Origin of the sequence: Thioalkalivibrio sp. ARh3 (assembly GCF_000377265.1) — a bacterium.
GTDB lineage: Bacteria > Pseudomonadota > Gammaproteobacteria > Ectothiorhodospirales > Ectothiorhodospiraceae > Thioalkalivibrio > Thioalkalivibrio thiocyanoxidans.
Genome location: NZ_KB897956.1, coordinates 1 through 20517, shown reverse-complemented (window position 1 = coordinate 20517; position 20517 = coordinate 1). Strand labels below are relative to the sequence as shown.

Genomic DNA, 20517 nt, shown 5'->3' with positions numbered 1-20517 from the left:
CAGGACGATCCCACATGAAGGCCGCCAGCCCCCAACTGAACCACGCGGCGATCTGCCGCCTGCTGCCGCATGCAGGCGCAATGTGCCTGCTGGAGGCGGTGGTCGCATGGGACGATCAGGCGATCCATTGCCGCGCTATCAGCCACCGCGACCCCGAAAACCCGTTGCGTAACGCCACCGGGCTCCCGGCCCTGGCGGCGCTGGAGTACGGCGCCCAGGCGATGGCCGTGCATGGCGCCCTGCTGGCCGACACCGGGCCACCCAAGGCCGGCTTCCTGGCCGCGGTCCGTAACCTGCACGTGCGGCGGGCGCTGCTGGACGACCTGGACACGGACCTTGACATAACGGCCCGCAGCGTGATGTCCGATCGCAACAGCTCCATCTACGATCTCGAGGTATCGGCCGACGGCGACCCCGTCCTGTCCGCGCGCGCGACCGTGATCCTGCAAACCGAGGACACCCCGACATGAGCCATCGTGCATTGATCACCGGTGCCAGCGGCGCTATCGGCCAGGCCATCGCGCGGGCGCTGGCCGATAGCGGCTGCGAGGTCCTGCTGCACGCGCATCGCAACCCGGGCCCCGCCTGGGACCTGGCCGAACAGATCCACTCCGGCGGCGGCCAGGCGGATGTCCTGGTCTTCGACATCACCGATGCCAATGCCGCGCGGGAGCAGCTGGAGCCCGTCGCGGCTGCGCAGCCGGTGCAGATCCTCGTGCACAACGCGGGCGTGCACGACGACGCGCCGCTGGCCGGCATGAGCCCGGAACAATGGGCCCGGCCGATCGATGTCGCGCTCAACGGGTTCTACAACGTGGCCCAGCCGCTGCTGCTGCCCATGATCACCACCCGCTGGGGGCGCGTGATCGCGATCTCCTCGGTGGCCGGCGTGGTCGGCAACCGCGGCCAGGCCAACTACGCCGCGGCCAAGTCGGGACTGCACGGGGCCATCCGCTCGCTGGCGCAGGAGGTCGGGTCGCGCGGCATCACGGCCAATGCGGTCGCGCCGGGGATCATCGAGACCGCGATGAGCGAGTCGAGCTTCGACGCCGAGACGATCAGGCGCATGGTGCCCGCGCAGCGCGCCGGACGCCCCGAGGAGGTCGCCGGACTGGTGGCGTATCTGGCCTCCGAGCAGGCCGGCTATGTCTCCGGCCAGGTGATCGGCATCAATGGCGCACTGGCCTGAACCCAGCCAATGGCAATCGTCCACGCGCTGATACCGGCCCATAACGAGGGCCCCACGATCGCCGCTGTGGTCGCGGCTACACGCCCGCATGTCGACCGGGTGATCGTGGTCGACGACGGCTCGCGGGACAACACTGCCGACCAGGTCGAAACCGAACCCGGGAGGGTCGAACTCCTGTGCCTGCCCGACAACCGAGGCAAGGCGAACGCCCTGTGGACGGGCATGCAGCACGCCCTGGAACAGGGGGCCGATGCCGTGATCACGCTGGATGGCGATGGCCAGCACGATGCCTCGGAAATTCCCGGCCTGATCGCCGCCTGGCAGGCCCAGCCCCGGCGTCTGGTGATCGGGGCACGGCTTAAGGGTCGGGAAACAACGCCCCGCCTGCGCCTGTTCGGCAACCGGACCGCCGACTTCTGGATCGGCTGGGCCTCGGGGCAGCCGCTGCACGACTCGCAATCCGGCTTTCGCCTGTACCCCGCCGCGCTACTGCGCCGGCTCGCACTGCCCCATGGCGAGCGCCGCAGCTTCGTATTCGAGAGCGAGGCCCTGATCGAGGCCGAGCGCCTGGGCTTCCCCGTCACCCTGGTGCCCGTGCGCTGCATCTATCCGGATCAGCATCGCGCGAGCCATTTCCGGGCCACCACCGATACCTTGCGCATCATCCGAATGGTGGCCCTGCGCCTGCTTGCACGCGGCCTGCATCCACTGGGCCTGCTGCGGCATCTGGGGCTGCTTCGCAGGCCCTGAAGATCGCGGCAAGGAACGGATTCCTAAACCTTTTTCCCGGGACAGTCATGGCAATTCGTGATCACGCTGCCTACACTGCGAGGGGATCATCCACCATCAAGGGACACACCATGTCTGGAAGACTCCTGCTGATCCTGTTCGTGGCCAGCGTGCTCGTACTGGCGGGCTGCCGCGGCACAGCCCCGGTGCATGACGTCAGCGACACCACGGTCACCGATGTACACGGCGATCGTCCGGGTGCTGAACAGATGCAACAGGCCATCCGCAATGCCGGCGCGGCACTCGGCTGGCAGATGAGCGAAACCGAGCCCGGCCTGCTCGAAGGCCGACTGTCGCTGCGCGACCACATCGCGGTGGTCGAGATCCCCTATGGGGACGGGGAATACAGCATCCGCTACAAGGACAGCTCCAACCTCGACTACGAGAACGGACGCATCCACCCGAACTACAACAACTGGGTGCAGAACCTGGACAACCAGATCCGGGCGGAAATCTCGGCACTCTGACTCCCCGCTTCGCTCAGGGGTCACACAGGAAACATAAAGGCCGGGCTCTCGCCCGGCCTTTTATTGATCCACCGATCCGCAGCCGCCCTCGGGGCAGGCAGGAGCCTTCGGCCCTGCGCCTCCCTAATCGTTATGTGGTCGCGGCGGGCGACTGTCAGTGCCGGAGGTCTCCCGGTAATCGCTCTCGTAGCGCCGGTCGGGCGCCTCGCCCTCCGGCTCCGAGTCGCTTTCGCGAGGGTCGCGGCCTTCGCCAGTGCCATAATCTCGATTCGGCACATTCGACAACAGGCGTCCCGCGCGATCCTCCAGGCGGTCCCGCGTGGGCTTGTCCGCCAGCTCCTCGGCGCTCTGCGCAAGATGATGGTAAAGATCGCGATAGGAACCCGCCATGGTGGCGAACAGGGTGGCCGTGCGATCGAAGTGATCGTTGACCTGGCTCCGATAACGCGTCAGTTCCTGCATGCGCCGGTCCAGTTCCTCCTCCAGTTCGCGGATGAGTTTGCGTTCATCACTGGTCACACGCCCCACCCAGAAACCCACCAGGCCGGCCACCACGATCGCCAGAATGCCAAGGGCCGTCCACAGCCCGACTGCCGTCTGCTCTTCCACTGTCACCTTCCACAAGGAAACACCGGGTCATTGTGCCGCACGACCACCGCGAACGCACTCGCCGAACCCCTCGGCTGCCGTGCTAATCTCGTTTCACGCAAACCACGTCAATGGAACCCGATCAACCTGACGAGGGGTACATGCTCGATCTTCCATCGCGATTCTCGATTCACGCCACCGATGGGCGCTGAATGATGCGCCGAGTACCTGTCGCGCACTGGATCGCCCTGCCCCTGATCATCACGCTGGCCGGGCTCCTGTCCGGCTGTGCACCGACCACGCTCAAGGCCCCGGCCGATCCCGAGGATCCGGTCATAGTGGTCGTGCTCGACCATGGCCGCCACTCCAGCCTGGTGCTCCCGGGCGAGCAGCCCGGACAATGGTTGCGCTATTCCTATGGTGACTGGTCGTTCTATGTAGAGCGCGACACCGGGCCGGGCGCGATGCTTGCGGCCGTCTTTGCCTCGACTCCGGCGGCACTGGGCCGCCAGGAGCTTGAAGGCACGGATCTGAACGCGGCCTTGCGCGGCGGGCTGCGCGTACCCCTGGAGGACGTCCACCACGTCGAGGTTCCGGCCGGGCGGGTGCGCGCGCTGGTCGAGAAACTGGAGACCATATGGGAAGAGGGTGCCGACGAGCGCGTCGATTCGGACACCTGGGGCATGAGCTTTGTCGGCCACCCGGATGCCTACACCCTGCGGCACAATTCGAACCGCGTGGTAGCGCAGTGGCTGGAGACGCTGGACATCGAGGTCTCGAAGAAACCGATCCTGTCGAACTGGCGGGTCGAAACCCGCTAATCCTTGTCTACAGGCCGTGCGCCCATTCCAGGACCGCATCCTGGAGATTGCGCCCGTTGCCGATGTGCGCGCGCGACCCGTTAACCAGCACCGCGACGATCACGTCGTCGCCACCGGAGGTGCGGACATAGCCTGCCACCGCCGAGACCTCGTTGATGTGGCCGGTTTTCAGGTGCATCTGCCCGCGAAGGTCTCCATTGCGGAAACGGTTGCGCAGGGTTCCATCCAGCCCTGACAACGCCAGGGACGACTGAAACTCCGGACGATGCGGGTGCTTCCATCCGGCCTCGAGAATCTGGCCAAGCTGCCGTGCGGTCATACGCGCGTCGCGGCTGAGACCCGAACCGTTGTCGATGACCATGCCGCCGACGTTCACGTCCATCTCGCGCAACGAATCCATCAGAGCCTCGCGCCCCTTGTCCATCGTCGCAGGCGGGCCGTGCTTGCGCGCCCCCAGGGTCAGCAGCAAGTGATCACTCATCACGTTCGAGCTCCACTTGTTGGAGACCCGGATCAGGTCGGACAGGGGTCGCGAGCGGTGGCGCACGATCGGCTCGTCATGCAGCACGGGCAGCACCCCCGTACGCACCGTCCCCTCCAGCTCGCCACCCCACTGCTGCCAGGCCATGCGAAACATCTCGGCATGGTTGTCTTCCGGCGAGAGCACCGAGCGCAGCATCTCGTAATTGCCGCAGTTCACCGGGTACCGTCCGGAGAAGGTCACCCGCTGGGCATCCTCATCCACGTTGAGCTGGATACCCCGTTGCCATTCGCCGCAGCCCCCGCGCGTCGGCTGCAGGCGATTGACAACCTCCAGCCCGGGCAGTGGCGGATCGACCACAACGTCGATGCCGTTACCGCGCCGCTCGGGACGGACATGGAAGCGCTGGGCGTTGGAATTCACGTGCAGGGCGTACGGCAGCTGGTTGTACGCCCGCAATGGCTGCCCGTTGAAGTCGCCCGGGTCCGCGTCCGGCAGCTGGAAATGACTCGCATCCAGGATGACGTCACCCTCGATCCGCTTGAGACCGGTACGGCGGAGCTCGCCGATCATGCCCCAGTATTCCTCGCTGACCATGCCCGGGTCGCCAGTACCGCGAATCACCAGGTCACCGCGCAGCACGCCATCCCGGATCGGACGGGTAGCCCAGATCTCGGTGTTCCAGGTGTAATTGGGGCCCAGTTCGTGCAAGGCGGCCAGCGAGGTGGCCAGCTTCACCGTCGAGGCCGGGTTGTAGGGGGTATCGGCGTTCAGCCGGGCCAGCACGGCCCCGTCCGGCACCCGCTGCACCCAGAGACCCACCGAGTCGGGCGACAGCCCCTGCGCCTGTATGGCTCGCTGCAGCGATGATGGCAGGTGTTCGAACTGCGCCTGAGCCGGCAGTGCCGCCAGCAACACGGCCATGCACAGGGCCCAGAAGGGAATCGCCCGGCGGCGCGCCCACCGGGTCAAACAGAAAAAACACACACGCATCGCAGCTACCATCCCGCAGCGGACACCGGATCGACGTCACCATAGTCACCCGCAAACGGGGGCCTGGCAAGCCCCGGGGCAACAAACCGACAATCCATTCTGGGCAATCCCGAATCCGTCTCAGGCCCGCTCGAATGGAAAGTCGATGACCTGCTCGATACGCTCCACGCCCAGCAGGCACATCAGCAGGCGATCCACACCCAGCGCCACCCCGGCACAGTCGGGCAGTCCCGATTCCAGTGCGGCCTCCAGATGGATATCCGGCTCGGGGAGTTCCTGACCCCGCTGGCGACGCATGGCCTGATCCCGTTCGCGCCGCTCGCGAAACTGGGCAAGATCGCACAGCTCGTGGTAGCCGTTGGCCAGCTCCACCGCCCCCCAGTACACCTCGAAACGGGCCGCGAGTCGGGTATCCTGGTCACAGGGACGCGCCAGCACCGCCTGAGTTTCCGGATAATCGAACACCACCGTGAGCCGGTCGTCCGGAAACGCCGGGGCAATCACCAGGCTGATCAGGAGGTCCAGCCAGGCGTCCCGGTCCAGCTCCCCCTGGATCTCCAGCCCCTGCCGTGCCGCAACGGCCTGCAGCTCCGCGGCCTCCACCGTCAGCGGGTCCACCCCCAGGTGATTCCGGAACAACGCCCGATAAGAGATCTCGCGCAGGTGGTTCGGCTGCCTCCAGGCCGCATCAAGTGCCGCCTGGGTCATGATCAGGGCCACCACCTCGCGCGCCAGGCGGCGGTGATCCAGCCCGTGGCGGTACCACTCCAGCAGCGTGAATTCGGGATTGTGGCGGGGCCCCGCTTCGCCACCCCGAAAGACGCGCGCGATCTGGTAGATGTCGGGCGCGCCCGCGGCCAGCAGGCGCTTCATCGGGTATTCCGGCGAGGTCTGCAGATAGCCGCTGGCGCCGTCCGGGCTGGCCGCGGTCCAGCTCTCGACCATCGGATCCAGCGGGGCCCCGTGGCTCAGGATCGGGGTCTCCACCTCGAGCACGTTGCGCGCGGCAAAGAACCCGCGCAGACCGGCCAGCAGCCGCGCGCGCGCCTCCCGGGCCGCCGCGGCGCCCGGTCGCCAGTCGGTCATACCCGGTCGCCCGCGACGATCAGACGCGCGAGACGTACTCGCCGGAACGGGTGTCGACCTTGACCGTCTCGCCCTCCTCGACGAACAGCGGGACCTTGACCACGGCCCCGCTCTCGAGCGTTGCCGGCTTGGTGCCGCCCTGGGCGGTATCACCGCGCACGCCCGGGTCGCACTGGGTGATCTTCATCTCGACAAAGGCCGGCGGCACCACGGAAAGCGGCTCGCCGTTCCACAGGGTCACGGTGCAGACATCCTGCTCCTTCAGCCACTGCCCGGCGTCACCGAGCGCCGCCTCGCCAACGGCATACTGCTCGAAGGTGTCCGGCACCATGAAGTGCCAGAACTCGCCATCGTTGTAGAGGTACTGCATCTCGGTGTCCATGACATCGGCCGCCTCGACCGACTCGCCGGACTTGAAGGTCTTCTCCAGCACCCGCCCCGTGCGCAGGTTGCGCAGCTTGACGCGGTTGAAGGCCTGGCCCTTGCCCGGCTTGACGAATTCGTTCTCGACGATGGCCTGCGGATCGCCATCCAGCAGGAGTTTGAGACCGGCCTTGAATTCGTTGGTACTGTAGGTTGCCATTGCGCGTCAGTCCTCAAGCGATTGCGTGGCGCGGACATGACCGCCCACATGAAAGAGCCCGCCATGCCCACAAAGCCCATCATGATAACGCGCACGCCGCGGGGAACCCAGCCGACCCGCCAGACCCATGCCGCACCCGCCACGCCCGCATGGCAGCATGCGCTTGCCCATGCGATCCGCGACCCCGAATCCCTGGCTCTCGAACTGGATCTGGATCCGGTCTGCCTGCCCGGGCTGCACGCAGGCCATGACCTGTTTCGGGTGCGTATCCCGAGGAGCTATCTCGCGCGCATGCGCAAGGGCGACCCGCGGGACCCGCTGCTGCTGCAGGTGCTCCCGCAGCTTCGGGAGACCGAGGAACACCCGGGATTCGTGGCGGACCCGGTGGGCGACCACGATGCCCTGGCCGCCCCCGGCCTCGTGCACAAGTACCACGGTCGCGTGCTGCTGCTGACGACCGGGGCCTGCGCCGTGCACTGTCGCTACTGCTTCCGGCGCGAATTCCCCTATGCCGAACACAACGCGTCCCGGGAGGACTGGGCGCCGGCGCTCGCCTACATCAAGGCCGATCCATCCATCCGCGAGGTGATCCTGAGCGGTGGCGACCCCCTGTCGCTGACGGATCACCGCCTCGCGGATCTGCTCCGGCGTCTGGAGGCCATCCCCCACCTCGAACGCCTGCGCATCCACACGCGGCTTCCGGTCGTCCTGCCGGAGCGGGTGGATGACCAGCTACTGGGCTGGCTGGGCACGGGACGCCTGCACCATGTACTGGTCCTGCATGCCAATCATCCGCAGGAATTTGCCGATCCGGCTGCCCCCGCCCTCGCCCGCCTGCGCGAGCGCGGCATCACGCTGCTGAACCAGGCGGTACTGCTGGCCGGAATCAACGACGATCCGGACACCCTGTGCGAACTCCAGGAGGCCGGCTTTCGCCACGGGATTCTGCCCTACTACCTCCACCTGCTCGACCGCACCCGGGGTACCGCCCATTTCGAGGTCGCGGAACACCGCGCGATCGAACTGCACCGGGCGCTGCAGGCCCGGCTGCCCGGTTACCTGGTGCCCCGCCTGGTCCGCGAGATCCCCGGCCAGCCCGGCAAGACACCCCGATGGAACGAGGCGTGAAGGCGCATCCGCAGCCTCGGATTAGCACTCTCCACCGGAGGTGCTACAGTGAGCGGATGTCCGGCCACCCGCGGTGCGACCTCAAGACCCTGTCATGACCGACGCCCTGCCCAAACTGCCCACCCGCACCGCCAGCCCCGAGAGCTTCCCGCATCGCCAGCCGCGCAGCCTGCGCCAGTGGTGCCAGGCGCTCCCGTCGGCCGACCCGGAATCGGCCTGTTCCCGCCTGCGCCAGGCGCTGAACGAACTCAATGGCCTCGCACTGGAGCCGGGACACCGCTTCGCGCTGATTACGGTCCTGGAGGAATCCCTGCTGCCCCTGTTGCAGCGCATGGAGCAGTCCCTGCACCAGCGGACGCTCCCGCTCGGGCCACGCAGCCTGAAGCTTGCGCGCGAACAGGCCGAAGCGCTCGAGGGTCTGCTCGTCGCCTGGCTGCTGATCGCGCGCGAGCACAACGGGCAGGGCGAACCGGGCACCCGCGCCCTGCAGGCCGCCATGGCCCTGAGCGCATCCCGGGCCGTGCACCACTGGCGCCTTTACCAGCCGCTCCCGGATGCCTTCTGGCGACGTACCTACGCCATTCTGTCCTGGGCACGCGAGCAAGGCATCGCGCAGGCCCCCGCACAGGCCGAAGCCCGCTATGGTCCAATGTCCATGGCGCCGATCGAGACCCTGACGGCCCGCCTGATGATCCTGGGAGGCAGTGACCCCAACGCTCTGGAGGTGGGCGAGGTGGACCTGCTGGCCCGCTGGCTGGACCGCCTGCCCCTGTCCTGCGCCGAAGGGCTGTCCCTGACCGCGAATCCCGACCTCCCGGTCCTGTGCGCGTCCCTCGACAGCGACCACCCGCCCGGGCTGACGCTGCGCGAACATGCGCGGCTGCATACCGACTGCTGCGTTGAACTCGGTCCAGCGCTGGAGCGGTTGCGCGAGAACCCCCGCCTGCTGGAACCGCACCGGCGCCCCGACGAACGCAGCCTGACCGAACGGCTGCTGCGACTCTGGTCGCAGCTACCCACCCGCCAGCATTCGCGGGAAACCACCGAGGGGCAGCACCGCCTGTGCCTGGTGGGCCTGGAGCGCATCCAGCACTTCCTGCGCGAAGAACTGGAGGAACGCAGAAGCGCCAGCCCCTCCAGCTCGGCGGAGCGAACCCCGCGCGATGCCGACCGCGTGGGCGTATACGACCTGTCGAGCGCCGCGGAACGGGGTTCCGATTTTGCCCTGGTGGATTCCGGCCCGGATCGGCCGCAGCCGGAACTGCTGCTGCAGGCAACCGAGCCGCCCGACATGGCGGCGACCGCCTGGGAAAATGTCAGCCGCGGACTGGAGAGCGCCCGGCGCGACGAGCCCCGGACACCGATCACCAAACGGCATCCCCCCGAACACTGGACGGTGGATGACATCGGTGCCGGAGGGCTGCGCCTGCGCCTGGCCCAGCCGCGCCAGTCACTGCTGATTGGCGATCTGATCGCCCTGCGTCCTCCCGACGGCCATTCCTGGACGGTCGGCGTCCTGCGCTGGATCCGCTACGACGGCGAGATCGAAATCAGCATCGGGGTGGAATTTCTGGCCGAGCGCGGCCTTCCGGTGCAGCTGCAGCACTACCGCAGTGGCCGCACGGCTGGCCCAGTCCACCCGGGACTGTTTGCCTCGCTGCGCAGTGATCACCGTGGAGCCGCACTGTTCATGCCGGCCCAGGTGTTCGATCACGAGAGCCGCGTCGTCTGCTGGCTGGCCGGTCACCCGCGCGTGCTGGCGCTGGACAGCGAGCGTACGGGTACGACACTGTTTACCGAAGCCGGCTGCAGGATGACCGATCTGACGCCGGGGGGACCTGCTCCCGATGACATGGAAGCCAACGAAGCGGTGGCCGACCAGACCCCGGACGGGCTGTCGCTCTCGCCGCGTGAACGCAATAATGGACCCGCATGAGCGAAACGATCCGAATTCTCTTCGTTACGGCCAATCCGAACCTCGCCGAACAGGTCATCAGCAGCATTCGCACGCGCGGTAGCGCGGTACGGCCGGAACAGGTCGAAACCGGTGACGATCTGGTCAGTGCGCTGGAGAACACCCGGCACGACGTGATCGTGCTGATCGAGCCGGGCCTGGAGCTCTCGCGGGAGGATGTCGATGCCGCCCTGCGCGACGCCGGTCGCCGCATCCCGCTGGTCCTGCTAACCGAACGCCCGGAGGCCGAACGGATGCTGGACTACGAGGCCGGGAGCTTCGCCGTCGTGGACCACGAGCAGGTGGAGCTGGCGAGCCTGATGGCCATCCGCGCGGCCGAACAGCGACGCCTGCGCCAGCGTGTCCAGCGTCTCGAGGCCTCGCTGCACGAATCCGAAAGCCGCTGCCAGCTGCTGCTCGACAACTCCCGCGATGCGATCGCCTATGTCCACGAGGGCATGCACCTGTACGCCAACGCCTCCTGGCGCGAGCGCTTCGGGATCGAGGACCCGGACGACGTCGACGGGCTGCCGCTGATGGATCTGGTCACGCCCGATGATCGCGGCGAGATGAAGGCGCTGTTGCGCCGTTTCCACAATGGCGAGGAAGGGGACACCGCGCGCGCACGCTTCCGCCTGCAAAGCGTTGACGGGATGCCGTTCGAGGCCGATCTGCGCCTGTCCGCCGCGAGCGTAGAGGGCGAGGCCTGCACCCAGCTGCAACTGGAGACCAGCCAGGAGGATCCCGAACTGGCAGAGAAGATCGACTTCCTCTCGCAACGCGATCTGGTCACCGGCCTGTACAACCGCCAGCACTTCCTGTCCATGATCGAGAGCGCCCAGGCGCGGGCCGAGGAAACGGAAAAGCCCTTCGCCCTGCTGACCCTGGCAGTCGACCGCTTCGCGGAGATCCGCGCAAAGGTCGGTATGTCGGCCGCCGACCTGCTCCTGGCGGACCTGGGCAAGCTGATCGAGGATCATTTCCCGGAACCCGCGCTTGCGGCCCGCCTGGAGGGCGAACACTTCGGCGTGCTGGCGCCGGAGACCCGCCGCCAGGAGATCGAGGAACGCCTCCACGGCCTGATGCAGGCCGTCACCGGCCATGTATTCGAACTTAGCCAGTCCTCGACCAACTGCACCCTGTCGGCTGGCGTGGTGATCGCCGACGAGAGCGCTCCCAGCACAGAGGACCTGCTCGACCAGGCCCACCGGGCGCTGGAGGAGGCGATCGAGGCGGGCGGCGGCGTCCATCGCTTTTACCACCCGGCCGAGGGCGAGATGACCCAGGGTCAGGCCGACCAGCAATGGAAGCTGCGCATACAGGATGCCCTGGACCACGACCGCCTGGAGCTTCGTTTCCAGCCGATCGTACACCTGCACGGCAACGACCGGCCGCGCTATTCGGTGTTCGTGCGCCTGCGCGATGCCGACGGGCACCTGCACGAACCCCCCGCCTTCCTGCCCGCCGCCGAACGCACAGGGATGGCCCCGGCGGTGGACCGATGGATCGTCAAGACCGCACTGGGCGAACTCGCCGAGTGCCTAAAGAGCGCGCCCAAGACTCAGTTCTTCCTCAAGCTGGGTACCGGCTCGCTCGGCGACCCGACCGTGGTCAACTGGCTCAACGACGACCTCCGCGCCCTGCGCATCCCGGCCGACAATGTCGTGGTCGAGCTCAAGGAACCGACTGTGGTCACCAACCTGAAGCCGGCGATGAACGTATCGCGCAGTCTGGCCGAGATGCACAGTCACCTGTGCGTCGACGACTTTGGCAATGGCCTGAACCCGTTCCAGCTACTGCAGCACCTGGCGGCCGACCACATCAAGCTGGACCCGTCGTTCGTCGAGGGACTGGCGGAGAACGAGGAAAACCAGGAGGCGATCCGCGAATACGTCGACACGGCACACGCCAAGGGCAAGCAGGTGATCGTGCCGCACGTCGAGGACGCCAGCGTGCTCGCCGTGCTCTACGGGCTGAACGTCAACCTGGTGCAGGGGTACTTCATCCAGTCGCCCCTGGCCACGCCGACGTTCGACTTCGAGGCGACCTGACCTAGGGGAACACTGATTAATGTACGCGCTCGCGTTGGCACCCCAGGTTTTCCGAGACAAGGCGTGGTGCGCAGCCGGTAGTGGTTCTACCGGCAAGGGCCGCAACGCAGGATCGGGGAACCTGGGGTGCCAACCCCACAAGCTATTGAATGCAGGGGCTCGGCCGCCCGTTGTTATCAAAAACGGGCGCGCGCACGGCGTTGCGGCTCCCTTGTGCAGAATGACTGCACGGCAGTCACCGCGCCTTGTTCGCACGCAAAAGCGACTCGAGCGCGAGCGTGTACATTAATCAGTGTTTCCCTAGCCTACTTCGACCAGAAGTTCAGGTCCTCGAAAAAGCCCTTCACCCCATCCAGCCAGGAGTGCGCCTGCGGGCTGTGCTTGGTGCCACCCGCCTGGGTCGAGTCCTCGAACTGGCGCAGCAGCTGCTTCTGTTCCTTGGTCAGGTTGATCGGGGTCTCCACGGTCACCCGGCAGATCAGGTCACCGACACCGCCGCCGTGCACAGACTGCACGCCCTTGCCACCTACGCGGAACTGCTTGCCGGTCTGGGTCTCGGCCGGCACCTTCAGCTTCACCCGGCCATCCAGGCAGGGGACCTCCAGCTCGCCGCCGAGTGCGGCGGTGGCAAACGAGATCGGCACATCGATATGCAGGTCGGAGCCCTCGCGGCGGAACAGCTTGTGCGGCTTGACCCGCACCTGCACGTAGAGATCCCCCGGCGGGCCACCATTGACCCCGGCCTCGCCCTGGCCGGCCAGGCGGATGCGGTCGCCGCTGTCGACACCGGCCGGGATTTTCACGTCCAGGGTATTCTGCTCCTGCACCCGGCCGTTGCCGTTGCAGGCCTTGCAGGGGCTGGCGACGATCTTGCCCGAGCCCTCGCAGCGCGGGCAGGTCTGCTGCACCGAGAAAAAGCCCTGCTGGATACGGACCTGGCCCACGCCGTTACAGGTCGGACAGGTCTCCGGCGAAGTGCCCGGTTCGGCACCCGAGCCGTCACAGGCCTCGCAGGAGACGGTGGTCGGGATGCGGATCTTGACCTCAGTTCCGAACACGGCCTCCTCGAGGGTCAGGTCCAGGTTGTACTGCAGGTCGGAGCCGCGGAATGCGCGCGAACCGCGCGCGCGACCACCGCCGCCCCCGAAGATGTCGCCAAAGATGTCCTCGAAGATATCCGAGAAGTTGGAGGCCCCGGCACCACCAAAGCCCCCGGCACCACCATCGACGCCGGCATGGCCGTAGCGGTCGTAGGCCGCGCGCTTCTGGTCGTCGCTGAGGACGTCATAGGCGGCGCGCGCCTCCTTGAACTTGGCCTCGGCCTCCTCGTCCCCCGGATTGCGGTCGGGGTGGTACTTCATCGCCAGACGGCGAAAGGCCTTTTTGATGTCGGCGGCCGAGGCGTCCTTGGAGACGCCCAGCACCTCGTAATAGTCGCGTTGTGACATGGTCATTCCCAGGTAGATCGTTCGCGCGAACGCGGAATGCCTTCACGCAAACGCCCGGAGTCACGAGTACCCCGGGCGCGGTGTTAAATCGACAGGGAAACGCAGGTCTCCCTGGCGGTGGGGCACCAGGCCCCACCGGCTACGGCATCAGCCCTGCTTCTTCTGGTCGTCGTCGACTTCCTCGAACTCGGCGTCCACGACGTCGTCGGCCTGCTGCTCGCCACCGGCCTGCTCGGCCCCGGCCTCGCCCGCGGCATCCGCGCCCTGGGCATAGGCCTTCTCGGCCAGCTTGCCGGAGGCCTCGGCCAGCTTCTGCGTAGCCTGCTCGATGGCCTCGGCGTCGTCACCCTCCATGGCCTGCTTGACCTCGGCGACGGCCGATTCGATCGCGGAGCGCTCGTCGTCGGCGACCTGGTCGCCCAGATCCTTCAGCGACTTCTCGGCCGAGTGCACCAGGGCGTCGGCCTGGTTGCGCGCGCCGACCAGCTGCTGGAACTTCTTGTCTTCCTCGGCATGGGCCTCGGCGTCCTTCACCATCTGTTCGACTTCCTCGTCGGACAGACCGGAGGAGGCCTTGATCACGATCTTGTTCTCCTTGCCGGTCGCCTTGTCCTTGGCCGAGACGTTCAGGATGCCGTTGGAGTCGATGTCGAAGGTGACCTCGATCTGCGGCACCCCGCGCGGCGCGGCCGGGATATCCTGCAGGTCGAAGCGGCCCAGCGACTTGTTGGCGCTGGCCATCTCGCGCTCGCCCTGCAGCACGTGCACGGTCACGGCCGTCTGGTTGTCCTCGGCGGTGGAGAACACCTGGTTGGCCCGGGTCGGGATGGTGGTGTTCTTCTCGATCAGCTTGGTCATCACGCCGCCCATCGTCTCGATCCCGAGCGACAGCGGGGTCACGTCCAGCAGCAGCACGTCCTTGACGTCGCCGCCCAGCACGCCGGCCTGCACCGCGGCACCCACCGCGACGGCCTCGTCCGGGTTCACGTCCTTGCGTGGCTCCTTGCCGAAGAACTCCTGCACCGCTTCCTGCACCTTGGGCATGCGGGTCTGACCGCCGACCAGGATCACGTCGTCCACCTCGGAGGCAGACAGGCCGGCATCCTTCAGCGCGACCTTGCACGGCTCGATGGAGCGCTTGACCAGATCGTCGACCAGGCTCTCCAGCTTGGCACGGGTGATCTTCAGCGCCAGGTGCTTCGGCCCGGTGTTGTCGGCCGTGATATACGGCAGGTTGACCTCGGTCTGCTGGCTGGAGGACAGCTCGATCTTGGCCTTCTCGGCGGCCTCCTTCACGCGCTGCATCGCCAGCGGGTCACCCTTGATGTCGATGCCCTGATCCTTCTTGAACTCGTCGACCAGGTAGTCGATCAGGCGGTTGTCGAAGTCCTCGCCACCGAGGAAGGTGTCGCCGTTGGTCGCCAGCACCTCGAACTGGTGCTCGCCGTCGACCTCGGCGATCTCGATGATGGAGATATCGAAGGTACCGCCACCGAGGTCGTACACGGCGATCTTGCGATCCCCGCGCTTCTTGTCCATGCCGTAGGCCAGCGCGGCCGCGGTCGGCTCGTTGATGATGCGCTTGACCTCAAGCCCGGCGATCTTGCCGGCGTCCTTGGTCGCCTGGCGCTGCGAGTCGTTGAAGTAGGCCGGGACGGTAATCACCGCCTCGGTCACGGTCTCGCCCAGGTAGTCCTCGGCGGTCTTCTTCATCTTCTGCAGCACGCGCGCCGAGATCTCCGGCGGGGCCATCTTCTTGCCCTGCACCTCGATCCATGCATCGCCATTGTCGGCCTTCACGATGTTGTAGGAGACGAGCTTGATGTCCTTCTGGACCTCGCCTTCCTCGAACTTGCGCCCGATCAGGCGCTTGGCCGCAAAGATGGTGTTCTGCGGATTGGTGACCGCCTGCCGCTTGGCCGACTGGCCAACCAGCACCTCGCCGTCGTCACTGAACGCAACGATGGACGGGGTGGTACGGGTACCTTCCGCGTTCTCGATGACCTTGGCCTGGTCGCCTTCCATGACGGCGACACAGGAGTTGGTGGTCCCGAGATCGATGCCGATGATCTTGCCCATGACTGAATTCTCCTGATGCGAAAAAATGTTCGTTGCAGAGGTTGTTCTCTGCCTGGATGTACGGGAATCTGGGGCCCGGGCCGCCCTTTTCAAGTCCCCGGGCCGAATTGGCCGCTGGCCGGTCAGGCGCTCTCGTCGATGCTGGGCGAGGTCGGCGCCTTGGAGACCACCACCATCGCCGGGCGCAGCACCCGGTCCTGCAGCAGGTAGCCCTTCTGCATCGTCGCCACCACGGTATTGGGGGGACTCTCGGGGTCCTCCTGCATCGACATCGCCTGGTGGCGTTCCGGGTCGAACCGTTCGCCGGTCGGGTCCTCGGCCTGGATGCCGAACTTCTCGAAGACCTTGTTCAGGTTCTTCAGGGTCAGTTCGGCACCCTCGATGATGCGCTCGACATCCTTGGATTCGCGGGCGGCCTGCAGGCCCATCTCCAGGGAGTCGCACACCTCCAGCATCTCGGAGGCAAACTTCTCCATCGCGTACTTGTGCGCATTCTCCAGCTCGCGCTCGAAGCGCCGGCGCTGGTTCTCCAGCTCCGCCTGGGCACGCAGGGCCTGATCGCGGCGCTCCTCGGCCAGGGCCTCGAGTTCCTGCAGGCGTACCTCGGTATCGTCAGCGGCTTCTTCAGCCCCCTCCTGCGCCTGACTCGGGTCCGCGGCCTCGAATGCCTCTTCCTGTTCCTGGGGTTCGCGCTGATCGGACATGTCTGCCTCGTAAAATTCGGTGAAAAAAGAAGGACGCACGCCGAACCCTGCGGGCGGCATACGTGCAGAAATTCGCCTTGGCTATCGGGACTGTGGGGATGCCCGGGGCGGTTTCAAGGGTATCCGGCTATTTCGTGTCCTGCGCCGGATCACCCAGCGCCGAACCCAGCAGACGCGCCGTCACATCCACAATGGGAATCACGCGATCATAGGACATGCGCGTAGGCCCGATCACCCCGAGCACGCCGACCACTTCCCCGTCGACACTGTAGGGGGCCGTCACCACCGAACAGTTCTCGAACCAGTCGAGCCCGGACTCGCGACCGATAAAGATCTGGACGCGGTCACTGCGGATGCACTGGTCCAGAATACCGAGGATCTCGCGCTTTTCGTTGAAGGCCTCCAGCAGCTGGCGCAGGCGGTCGATGTCGGCCAGCTCCTCGTAGCTGAGCAGGTGCGTCTGCCCCGCCACCACGACGTCGTCCGGGTCCTCGCCGGCCACGGCCTTCTCGCCCAGATCGATGGCCGCCAGCATCATCGCATCGAGGTTCTCGCGCACGTCGCGCATCTCGCGCAGCAGGGCATCGCGCACCGCGTGCAGGCTCTTGCCGGCCAGGTGCGCGTTCAGATAGTTGGCCATGCGCTGGAGTTGGTCCTGGTCGAAGTCGCGCTCCAGCTCCAGCACCCGGTTCTGCACCTCCTTGCCGTCGATCACCAGGATCGCCAGCACCCGGCGCTCGCCCAGGCGCAGGAACTCGAGCTGGCTGAGCGCCACATTGCGGTGGCGCGGCAGGCGCACCATGCCCGCCATGCGCGTCACCTGCGAGAGCAGGTTGGAGGTCGCCCCCATCAGATCCTGGGTGGTCGCGTTCGGGTCGAAACCCGACTGGATCGCACGGATCTCCTCGGCCGTCGGCTCGCGCACCTCCAGCAGGCTGTCGACGAACAGGCGGTAGCCGCTCGCAGTCGGGATGCGCCCGGCGGAGGTGTGCGGCGCCTGGATCAGGCCCAAGTCCTCGAGATCCGCCATTACATTGCGCACTGTAGCCGCACTGACCTTGAGCCCGGAGGTGCGCGCGAGGGTGCGCGAACCGACCGGCTGACCGTCACGGATGTAGCTCTCGATCAGGGTCCGCAGCAGGGTACGGGCCCTGGCATCCAGATTGATCGCAGCGTTTTCCATCGGTGATCAGCGCTCCATGAAGGCGAGTGTTAATGGCCAGTTTTCGACCCGCGCCGGGAGAGGTCAAGAAACCACGGATGCAGTCCCCCGCCCTTTTCCGGATAATGCCGCCATGATGCCGGAATTCAACACGATTGGGCTGGTGGGCAAGGCCAGCGACTCGCGCACGGGCCCACTGGTCGCACGGCTGGTGGAGCTGCTGCGCACGCGCGACCGCCAGGTCCACATGGAGCAGGAGATCCCCGGCTTCGACCGCCCGGACGACATCTCCCTGCTTCCCCTGACCGAACTCGCCGAGGCAGCGGACCTGCTGATCGTGATCGGGGGCGACGGCACCCTGCTGGCCACCGCCCGCCAGATCGCGGACAGCGAAACCCCGGTACTGGGCATCAACCTCGGACGCCTCGGCTTCCTAGTGGATGTCTCGCCGGAGACGGCCTGCGAGGAACTGGGCGAGGTCCTCGACGGCGCGTACGAGCTGGAACCGCGCGCAATGCTCGAGGCCGAGCTGATCCGCGACGGCGTCACCATCCACGAAGGCATCGCACTTAACGACGTGGTGCTGCATGTGCTGAGCGTGGTCCGCATCATCGAATTCGACACCGCAATCGACGGCATGGACATCGGCCGCCTGCGCGCCGACGGGCTGGTCGTGGCCACGCCCACCGGCTCCACCGCCTATGCCCTGTCCGCCGGCGGCCCGATCCTGACCCCGCAGCTGGACGCGATGGTGATGGTCCCGGTCTGTCCGCACAGCCTGAACCACCGCCCGCTGGTGGTCAGCGGACGCTCCACGGTGGAGATTCGCCTGTCCAGCGGCAGCCGGTCGCCGGCGCAGATCGCACTGGATGGCCAGGAGAACCTCGATTTCGCGGCCGGCGACCTGGTTCGCATCCGTCGCCGCGAACGCAACCTGGCACTGATCCACCCGCGCGAGCATCACTTCCTGCGCGTGCTGCGCACCAAGCTGCGCTGGGGCGAGCAGCCCTGACCCCGCTATGCTGCGACTGATCAGCATCCGCGACTTCGCGATCATCGAACAGCTCGAGCTGGAGCTGGACACGGGCCTGAGCGCCCTGACCGGCGAGACCGGGGCCGGCAAGTCCATCCTGATCGACGTGATCGGCCAGCTACTGGGCGACCGCGCGGACGCCGGCATGGTGCGCGAGGGCGCCGAACAGGCCGACCTGTCCGCGGAGTTCGCCCTGCCCGGGCAGGGCCCGGCCGGCGCGTGGCTGGCCGAGCAGGACCTCGCGGACCCCGACGACGACGCGGTGCTGCTGCGCCGGGTACTGACCCGTCAGGGCAAGAGCCGCGCCTGGATCAACGGCCGCCCGGTCGCGGTCGGTCAGCTGCGCACGCTGGGCGAGTGGCTGGTGGACATCCACGGCCAGCACGCCCATCAGCAACTGCTGCAGCGCGACACCCAGCGCCACTGGCTGGACGGTTTTCTCGAGGGCGACCGGGTATCCCGCGTGCGCGAGGCGCATCAAGCCTGGCGCGAGGCCGCCCGGGCGCTGGAGCAGGCCCGCGAGAGCCAGGCCGACACCTCCGACCGCCTCGACCTGCTGCGCTTCCAGACCACCGAGCTGGCCGAACTGGCCCCGGTGCAGGACGAATACCCGCAACTGCTGGTCGAACAGAACCAGCTCGCCCACGGCACCGAGGTGCTGAGCGCGCTGCAGACCGCCAGCCAGCAGATCGAGGACGACGCCGGACTCGATGCCCAGATCGGCCAGGTGCTGCACGCACTGCAGGACGCCGCGCAGCACGACGACCGGGTCAGCCCGGCGCTGGAGCTGCTGGAGTCGGCGCGCATCCAGATCATTGAAGCCAACGACACCCTGCGCCGGCTGGCCGACGGCATCGAACTGGACCCGGAACGCCTGGCCGAGCTGGACCAGCGCGTCGGCGAATACCTGCGCCTGGCACGCAAGCACCGCGTCGACCCCGAGGCCCTCCCGGGCCTGCACGACGAACTGCAGACAGAGCTGGACGCCCTGGAGAACGGCGACCAGACACTCGAGGCCCTGGAGGCGCGCGAACAGGAGACCCGTACCGCCTTTGATACGGCCGCCAAGGGGCTGAGCAAGGCCCGCCAGCAGACCGCCAGCCGCATCGGCCAGGCGGTCACCGGCACCATGCAGGAGCTGGGCATGGCCGGCGGCCACTTCGAGATCGCGATCGAGCCCGCCGACAAGCCGCAGGCGCACGGCCTGGACCAGATCGAGTTCCGCGTCGCGGCGAACCCCGGCGCCGCCCCCCAGCCGATGGCCAAGGTCGCCTCCGGCGGCGAGCTCTCGCGCATCGGGCTCGCGCTACAGGTGCTGGCCAGCCAGCAGCAGACCGTGCCCACGCTGATCTTCGACGAGGTCGACAGCGGCATCAGCGGCGCGGTCGCCGAGGTCGTCGGGCGCAAGCTGCGCACCCTGGGTGAGCGCCATCAGGTCCTGTGCGTGACGCACCTGGCGCAGGTCGCCGCCCAGGCCCACCAGCAGCTCGAGGTGCAGAAATCGCACGGCAAGGACGGCACCCGCACCGCCATCCAGCCCCTGGACGACGAGCGCCGCGTGGAGGCCCTGGCCCGCCTGATCGGCGGCACCCAGCTCACCGAGACCACCCGCACCCACGCGCGCGAGCTCCTCGCCTCGGCTGGCTAGTCCAGCACGAAGACCACAAGGGAAAACGTAGATACCGTCTTGCCCTATGAGGTGCAAGGCGTGTCATTTCGGGGTTGATACGGGGTTTGCGACTTGAGGACGCCGAAGGCGATGTGCAGGAGCTTGCGCATGGCTGCCCCGATGGCTGCCATCTTGGCCTTGCCCCGCCTCAGGAGACGGTGGTACTGGTGCCGTACGTCCGGGTTGTGGCGGGTGGCCACGACGGCGGCCATGTAGAGCGTTTTGCGCAGCCGCCCCGAGCCGGCCTTCGCCAGCCGCGGGGGTCGCTGGACCGAGGTCCCGGACTCCTGCA

General features: G+C 67.1%; 19 protein-coding genes. 10 read left to right on the top strand and 9 right to left on the bottom strand.

Annotated features, from left to right (window positions below):
* Positions 1–14: 14 nt before the first annotated feature.
* The 4 genes from C995_RS0113135 (at position 15) to C995_RS0113120 (ending at position 2445) form a co-directional block, all read left to right on the top strand.
* Positions 15–470, top strand: a complete 456-nt coding sequence (locus C995_RS0113135) for a hypothetical protein (protein ID WP_018865377.1) — start codon at positions 15–17, stop codon at positions 468–470.
* Positions 467–1189, top strand: coding sequence for a 3-oxoacyl-ACP reductase FabG (gene fabG / locus C995_RS0113130; protein WP_018865376.1), 723 nt, complete (start codon positions 467–469; stop codon positions 1187–1189). Before C995_RS0113135 ends, fabG begins: the two co-directional genes overlap by 4 nt.
* Before the next feature lie 9 nt (positions 1190–1198).
* The gene (locus tag C995_RS0113125; protein WP_018865375.1) at positions 1199–1939 is read left to right on the top strand and encodes a glycosyltransferase family 2 protein; all 741 of its coding nucleotides are present in this window, start codon (positions 1199–1201) and stop codon (positions 1937–1939) included.
* 110 nt (positions 1940–2049) lie between these two features.
* Positions 2050–2445 carry a hypothetical protein gene (locus C995_RS0113120; protein WP_018865374.1) on the top strand — a complete coding sequence of 132 codons (396 nt, stop codon included), beginning with the start codon at positions 2050–2052 and terminating at the stop codon, positions 2443–2445.
* Positions 2446–2568: 123 nt separating this feature from the next.
* On the opposite strand, the gene C995_RS0113115 is transcribed toward C995_RS0113120, so the two are convergent.
* Positions 2569–3054, bottom strand: coding sequence for a YhcB family protein (locus C995_RS0113115; RefSeq protein ID WP_018865373.1), 486 nt, complete (start codon positions 3052–3054; stop codon positions 2569–2571).
* Positions 3055–3245: 191 nt separating this feature from the next.
* Between C995_RS0113115 and C995_RS0113110 the strand changes: the two genes are divergently transcribed.
* On the top strand, positions 3246–3854 hold the full coding sequence (locus C995_RS0113110) for a DUF2459 domain-containing protein (RefSeq protein WP_018865372.1): 609 nt from the start codon (positions 3246–3248) through the stop codon (positions 3852–3854).
* 7 nt (positions 3855–3861) lie between these two features.
* On the opposite strand, the gene dacB is transcribed toward C995_RS0113110, so the two are convergent.
* The 3 genes from dacB to efp form a co-directional block, all read right to left on the bottom strand.
* Positions 3862–5328 carry a D-alanyl-D-alanine carboxypeptidase/D-alanyl-D-alanine-endopeptidase gene (gene dacB, locus C995_RS0113105; RefSeq protein ID WP_020008808.1) on the bottom strand — a complete coding sequence of 489 codons (1467 nt, stop codon included), beginning with the start codon at positions 5326–5328 and terminating at the stop codon, positions 3862–3864.
* Positions 5329–5448: 120 nt separating this feature from the next.
* Positions 5449–6414, bottom strand: a complete 966-nt coding sequence (gene epmA, locus C995_RS0113100; protein ID WP_018865369.1) for an EF-P lysine aminoacylase EpmA — start codon at positions 6412–6414, stop codon at positions 5449–5451.
* Between the two features lie 19 nt (positions 6415–6433).
* Complete coding sequence (gene efp, locus C995_RS0113095; protein WP_018865368.1) at positions 6434–6997, bottom strand: elongation factor P; 564 nt, start codon at positions 6995–6997, stop codon at positions 6434–6436.
* A 63-nt stretch (positions 6998–7060) separates the two neighbouring features.
* On the opposite strand from efp, the gene epmB reads away from it, so the two are divergent.
* From epmB to C995_RS0113080, 3 genes are all read left to right on the top strand, one after another.
* The gene (gene epmB / locus C995_RS0113090; RefSeq protein WP_019623721.1) at positions 7061–8125 is read left to right on the top strand and encodes an EF-P beta-lysylation protein EpmB; all 1065 of its coding nucleotides are present in this window, start codon (positions 7061–7063) and stop codon (positions 8123–8125) included.
* A gap of 94 nt (positions 8126–8219) precedes the next feature.
* Positions 8220–10061 (top strand): PilZ domain-containing protein, encoded by a 1842-nt coding sequence (locus C995_RS0113085; protein WP_018865366.1) that lies wholly within the window; start codon positions 8220–8222, stop codon positions 10059–10061.
* On the top strand, positions 10058–12130 hold the full coding sequence (locus C995_RS0113080) for an EAL domain-containing protein (protein WP_018865365.1): 2073 nt from the start codon (positions 10058–10060) through the stop codon (positions 12128–12130). The genes C995_RS0113085 and C995_RS0113080 overlap by 4 nt, the downstream gene beginning before the upstream one ends.
* A gap of 305 nt (positions 12131–12435) precedes the next feature.
* Here C995_RS0113080 and dnaJ read toward each other — a convergent pair whose 3' ends face one another.
* From dnaJ to hrcA, 4 genes are all read right to left on the bottom strand, one after another.
* Positions 12436–13584, bottom strand: a complete 1149-nt coding sequence (gene dnaJ, locus C995_RS0113075; RefSeq protein ID WP_018865364.1) for a molecular chaperone DnaJ — start codon at positions 13582–13584, stop codon at positions 12436–12438.
* A gap of 141 nt (positions 13585–13725) precedes the next feature.
* A complete protein-coding gene (gene dnaK, locus C995_RS0113070) occupies positions 13726–15657 on the bottom strand; it encodes a molecular chaperone DnaK (protein ID WP_018865363.1) in 1932 nt (643 codons plus the stop codon).
* 122 nt (positions 15658–15779) lie between these two features.
* A complete protein-coding gene (grpE, locus tag C995_RS0113065; protein ID WP_018865362.1) occupies positions 15780–16361 on the bottom strand; it encodes a nucleotide exchange factor GrpE in 582 nt (193 codons plus the stop codon).
* A gap of 127 nt (positions 16362–16488) precedes the next feature.
* Positions 16489–17544, bottom strand: coding sequence for a heat-inducible transcriptional repressor HrcA (hrcA, locus tag C995_RS0113060; RefSeq protein ID WP_018865361.1), 1056 nt, complete (start codon positions 17542–17544; stop codon positions 16489–16491).
* Positions 17545–17656: 112 nt separating this feature from the next.
* On the opposite strand from hrcA, the gene C995_RS0113055 reads away from it, so the two are divergent.
* Both C995_RS0113055 and recN read left to right on the top strand, forming a co-directional pair.
* Complete coding sequence (locus C995_RS0113055; protein WP_018865360.1) at positions 17657–18535, top strand: NAD(+) kinase; 879 nt, start codon at positions 17657–17659, stop codon at positions 18533–18535.
* A gap of 7 nt (positions 18536–18542) precedes the next feature.
* Positions 18543–20204, top strand: a complete 1662-nt coding sequence (recN, locus tag C995_RS0113050) for a DNA repair protein RecN (RefSeq protein WP_018865359.1) — start codon at positions 18543–18545, stop codon at positions 20202–20204.
* A 44-nt stretch (positions 20205–20248) separates the two neighbouring features.
* Here recN and C995_RS0113045 read toward each other — a convergent pair.
* A partial coding sequence (locus tag C995_RS0113045) for a transposase (protein WP_026279125.1) occupies positions 20249–20517 on the bottom strand: 269 nt, incomplete at its 5' end.

Coding starts and splice junctions, on each gene's coding strand:
- C995_RS0113135 (WP_018865377.1), top strand. CDS start 15: ATGAAGGCCGCCAGCCCCCAACTGAACCACGCGGCGATCTGCCGCCTG.
- fabG (WP_018865376.1), top strand. CDS start 467: ATGAGCCATCGTGCATTGATCACCGGTGCCAGCGGCGCTATCGGCCAG.
- C995_RS0113125 (WP_018865375.1), top strand. CDS start 1,199: ATGGCAATCGTCCACGCGCTGATACCGGCCCATAACGAGGGCCCCACG.
- C995_RS0113120 (WP_018865374.1), top strand. CDS start 2,050: ATGTCTGGAAGACTCCTGCTGATCCTGTTCGTGGCCAGCGTGCTCGTA.
- C995_RS0113110 (WP_018865372.1), top strand. CDS start 3,246: ATGATGCGCCGAGTACCTGTCGCGCACTGGATCGCCCTGCCCCTGATC.
- dacB (WP_020008808.1), bottom strand. CDS start 5,328: ATGCGTGTGTGTTTTTTCTGTTTGACCCGGTGGGCGCGCCGCCGGGCG.
- epmA (WP_018865369.1), bottom strand. CDS start 6,414: ATGACCGACTGGCGACCGGGCGCCGCGGCGGCCCGGGAGGCGCGCGCG.
- efp (WP_018865368.1), bottom strand. CDS start 6,997: ATGGCAACCTACAGTACCAACGAATTCAAGGCCGGTCTCAAACTCCTG.
- epmB (WP_019623721.1), top strand. CDS start 7,061: ATGCCCACAAAGCCCATCATGATAACGCGCACGCCGCGGGGAACCCAG.
- C995_RS0113085 (WP_018865366.1), top strand. CDS start 8,220: ATGACCGACGCCCTGCCCAAACTGCCCACCCGCACCGCCAGCCCCGAG.
- C995_RS0113080 (WP_018865365.1), top strand. CDS start 10,058: ATGAGCGAAACGATCCGAATTCTCTTCGTTACGGCCAATCCGAACCTC.
- dnaJ (WP_018865364.1), bottom strand. CDS start 13,584: ATGACCATGTCACAACGCGACTATTACGAGGTGCTGGGCGTCTCCAAG.
- dnaK (WP_018865363.1), bottom strand. CDS start 15,657: ATGGGCAAGATCATCGGCATCGATCTCGGGACCACCAACTCCTGTGTC.
- grpE (WP_018865362.1), bottom strand. CDS start 16,361: ATGTCCGATCAGCGCGAACCCCAGGAACAGGAAGAGGCATTCGAGGCC.
- hrcA (WP_018865361.1), bottom strand. CDS start 17,544: ATGGAAAACGCTGCGATCAATCTGGATGCCAGGGCCCGTACCCTGCTG.
- C995_RS0113055 (WP_018865360.1), top strand. CDS start 17,657: ATGATGCCGGAATTCAACACGATTGGGCTGGTGGGCAAGGCCAGCGAC.
- recN (WP_018865359.1), top strand. CDS start 18,543: ATGCTGCGACTGATCAGCATCCGCGACTTCGCGATCATCGAACAGCTC.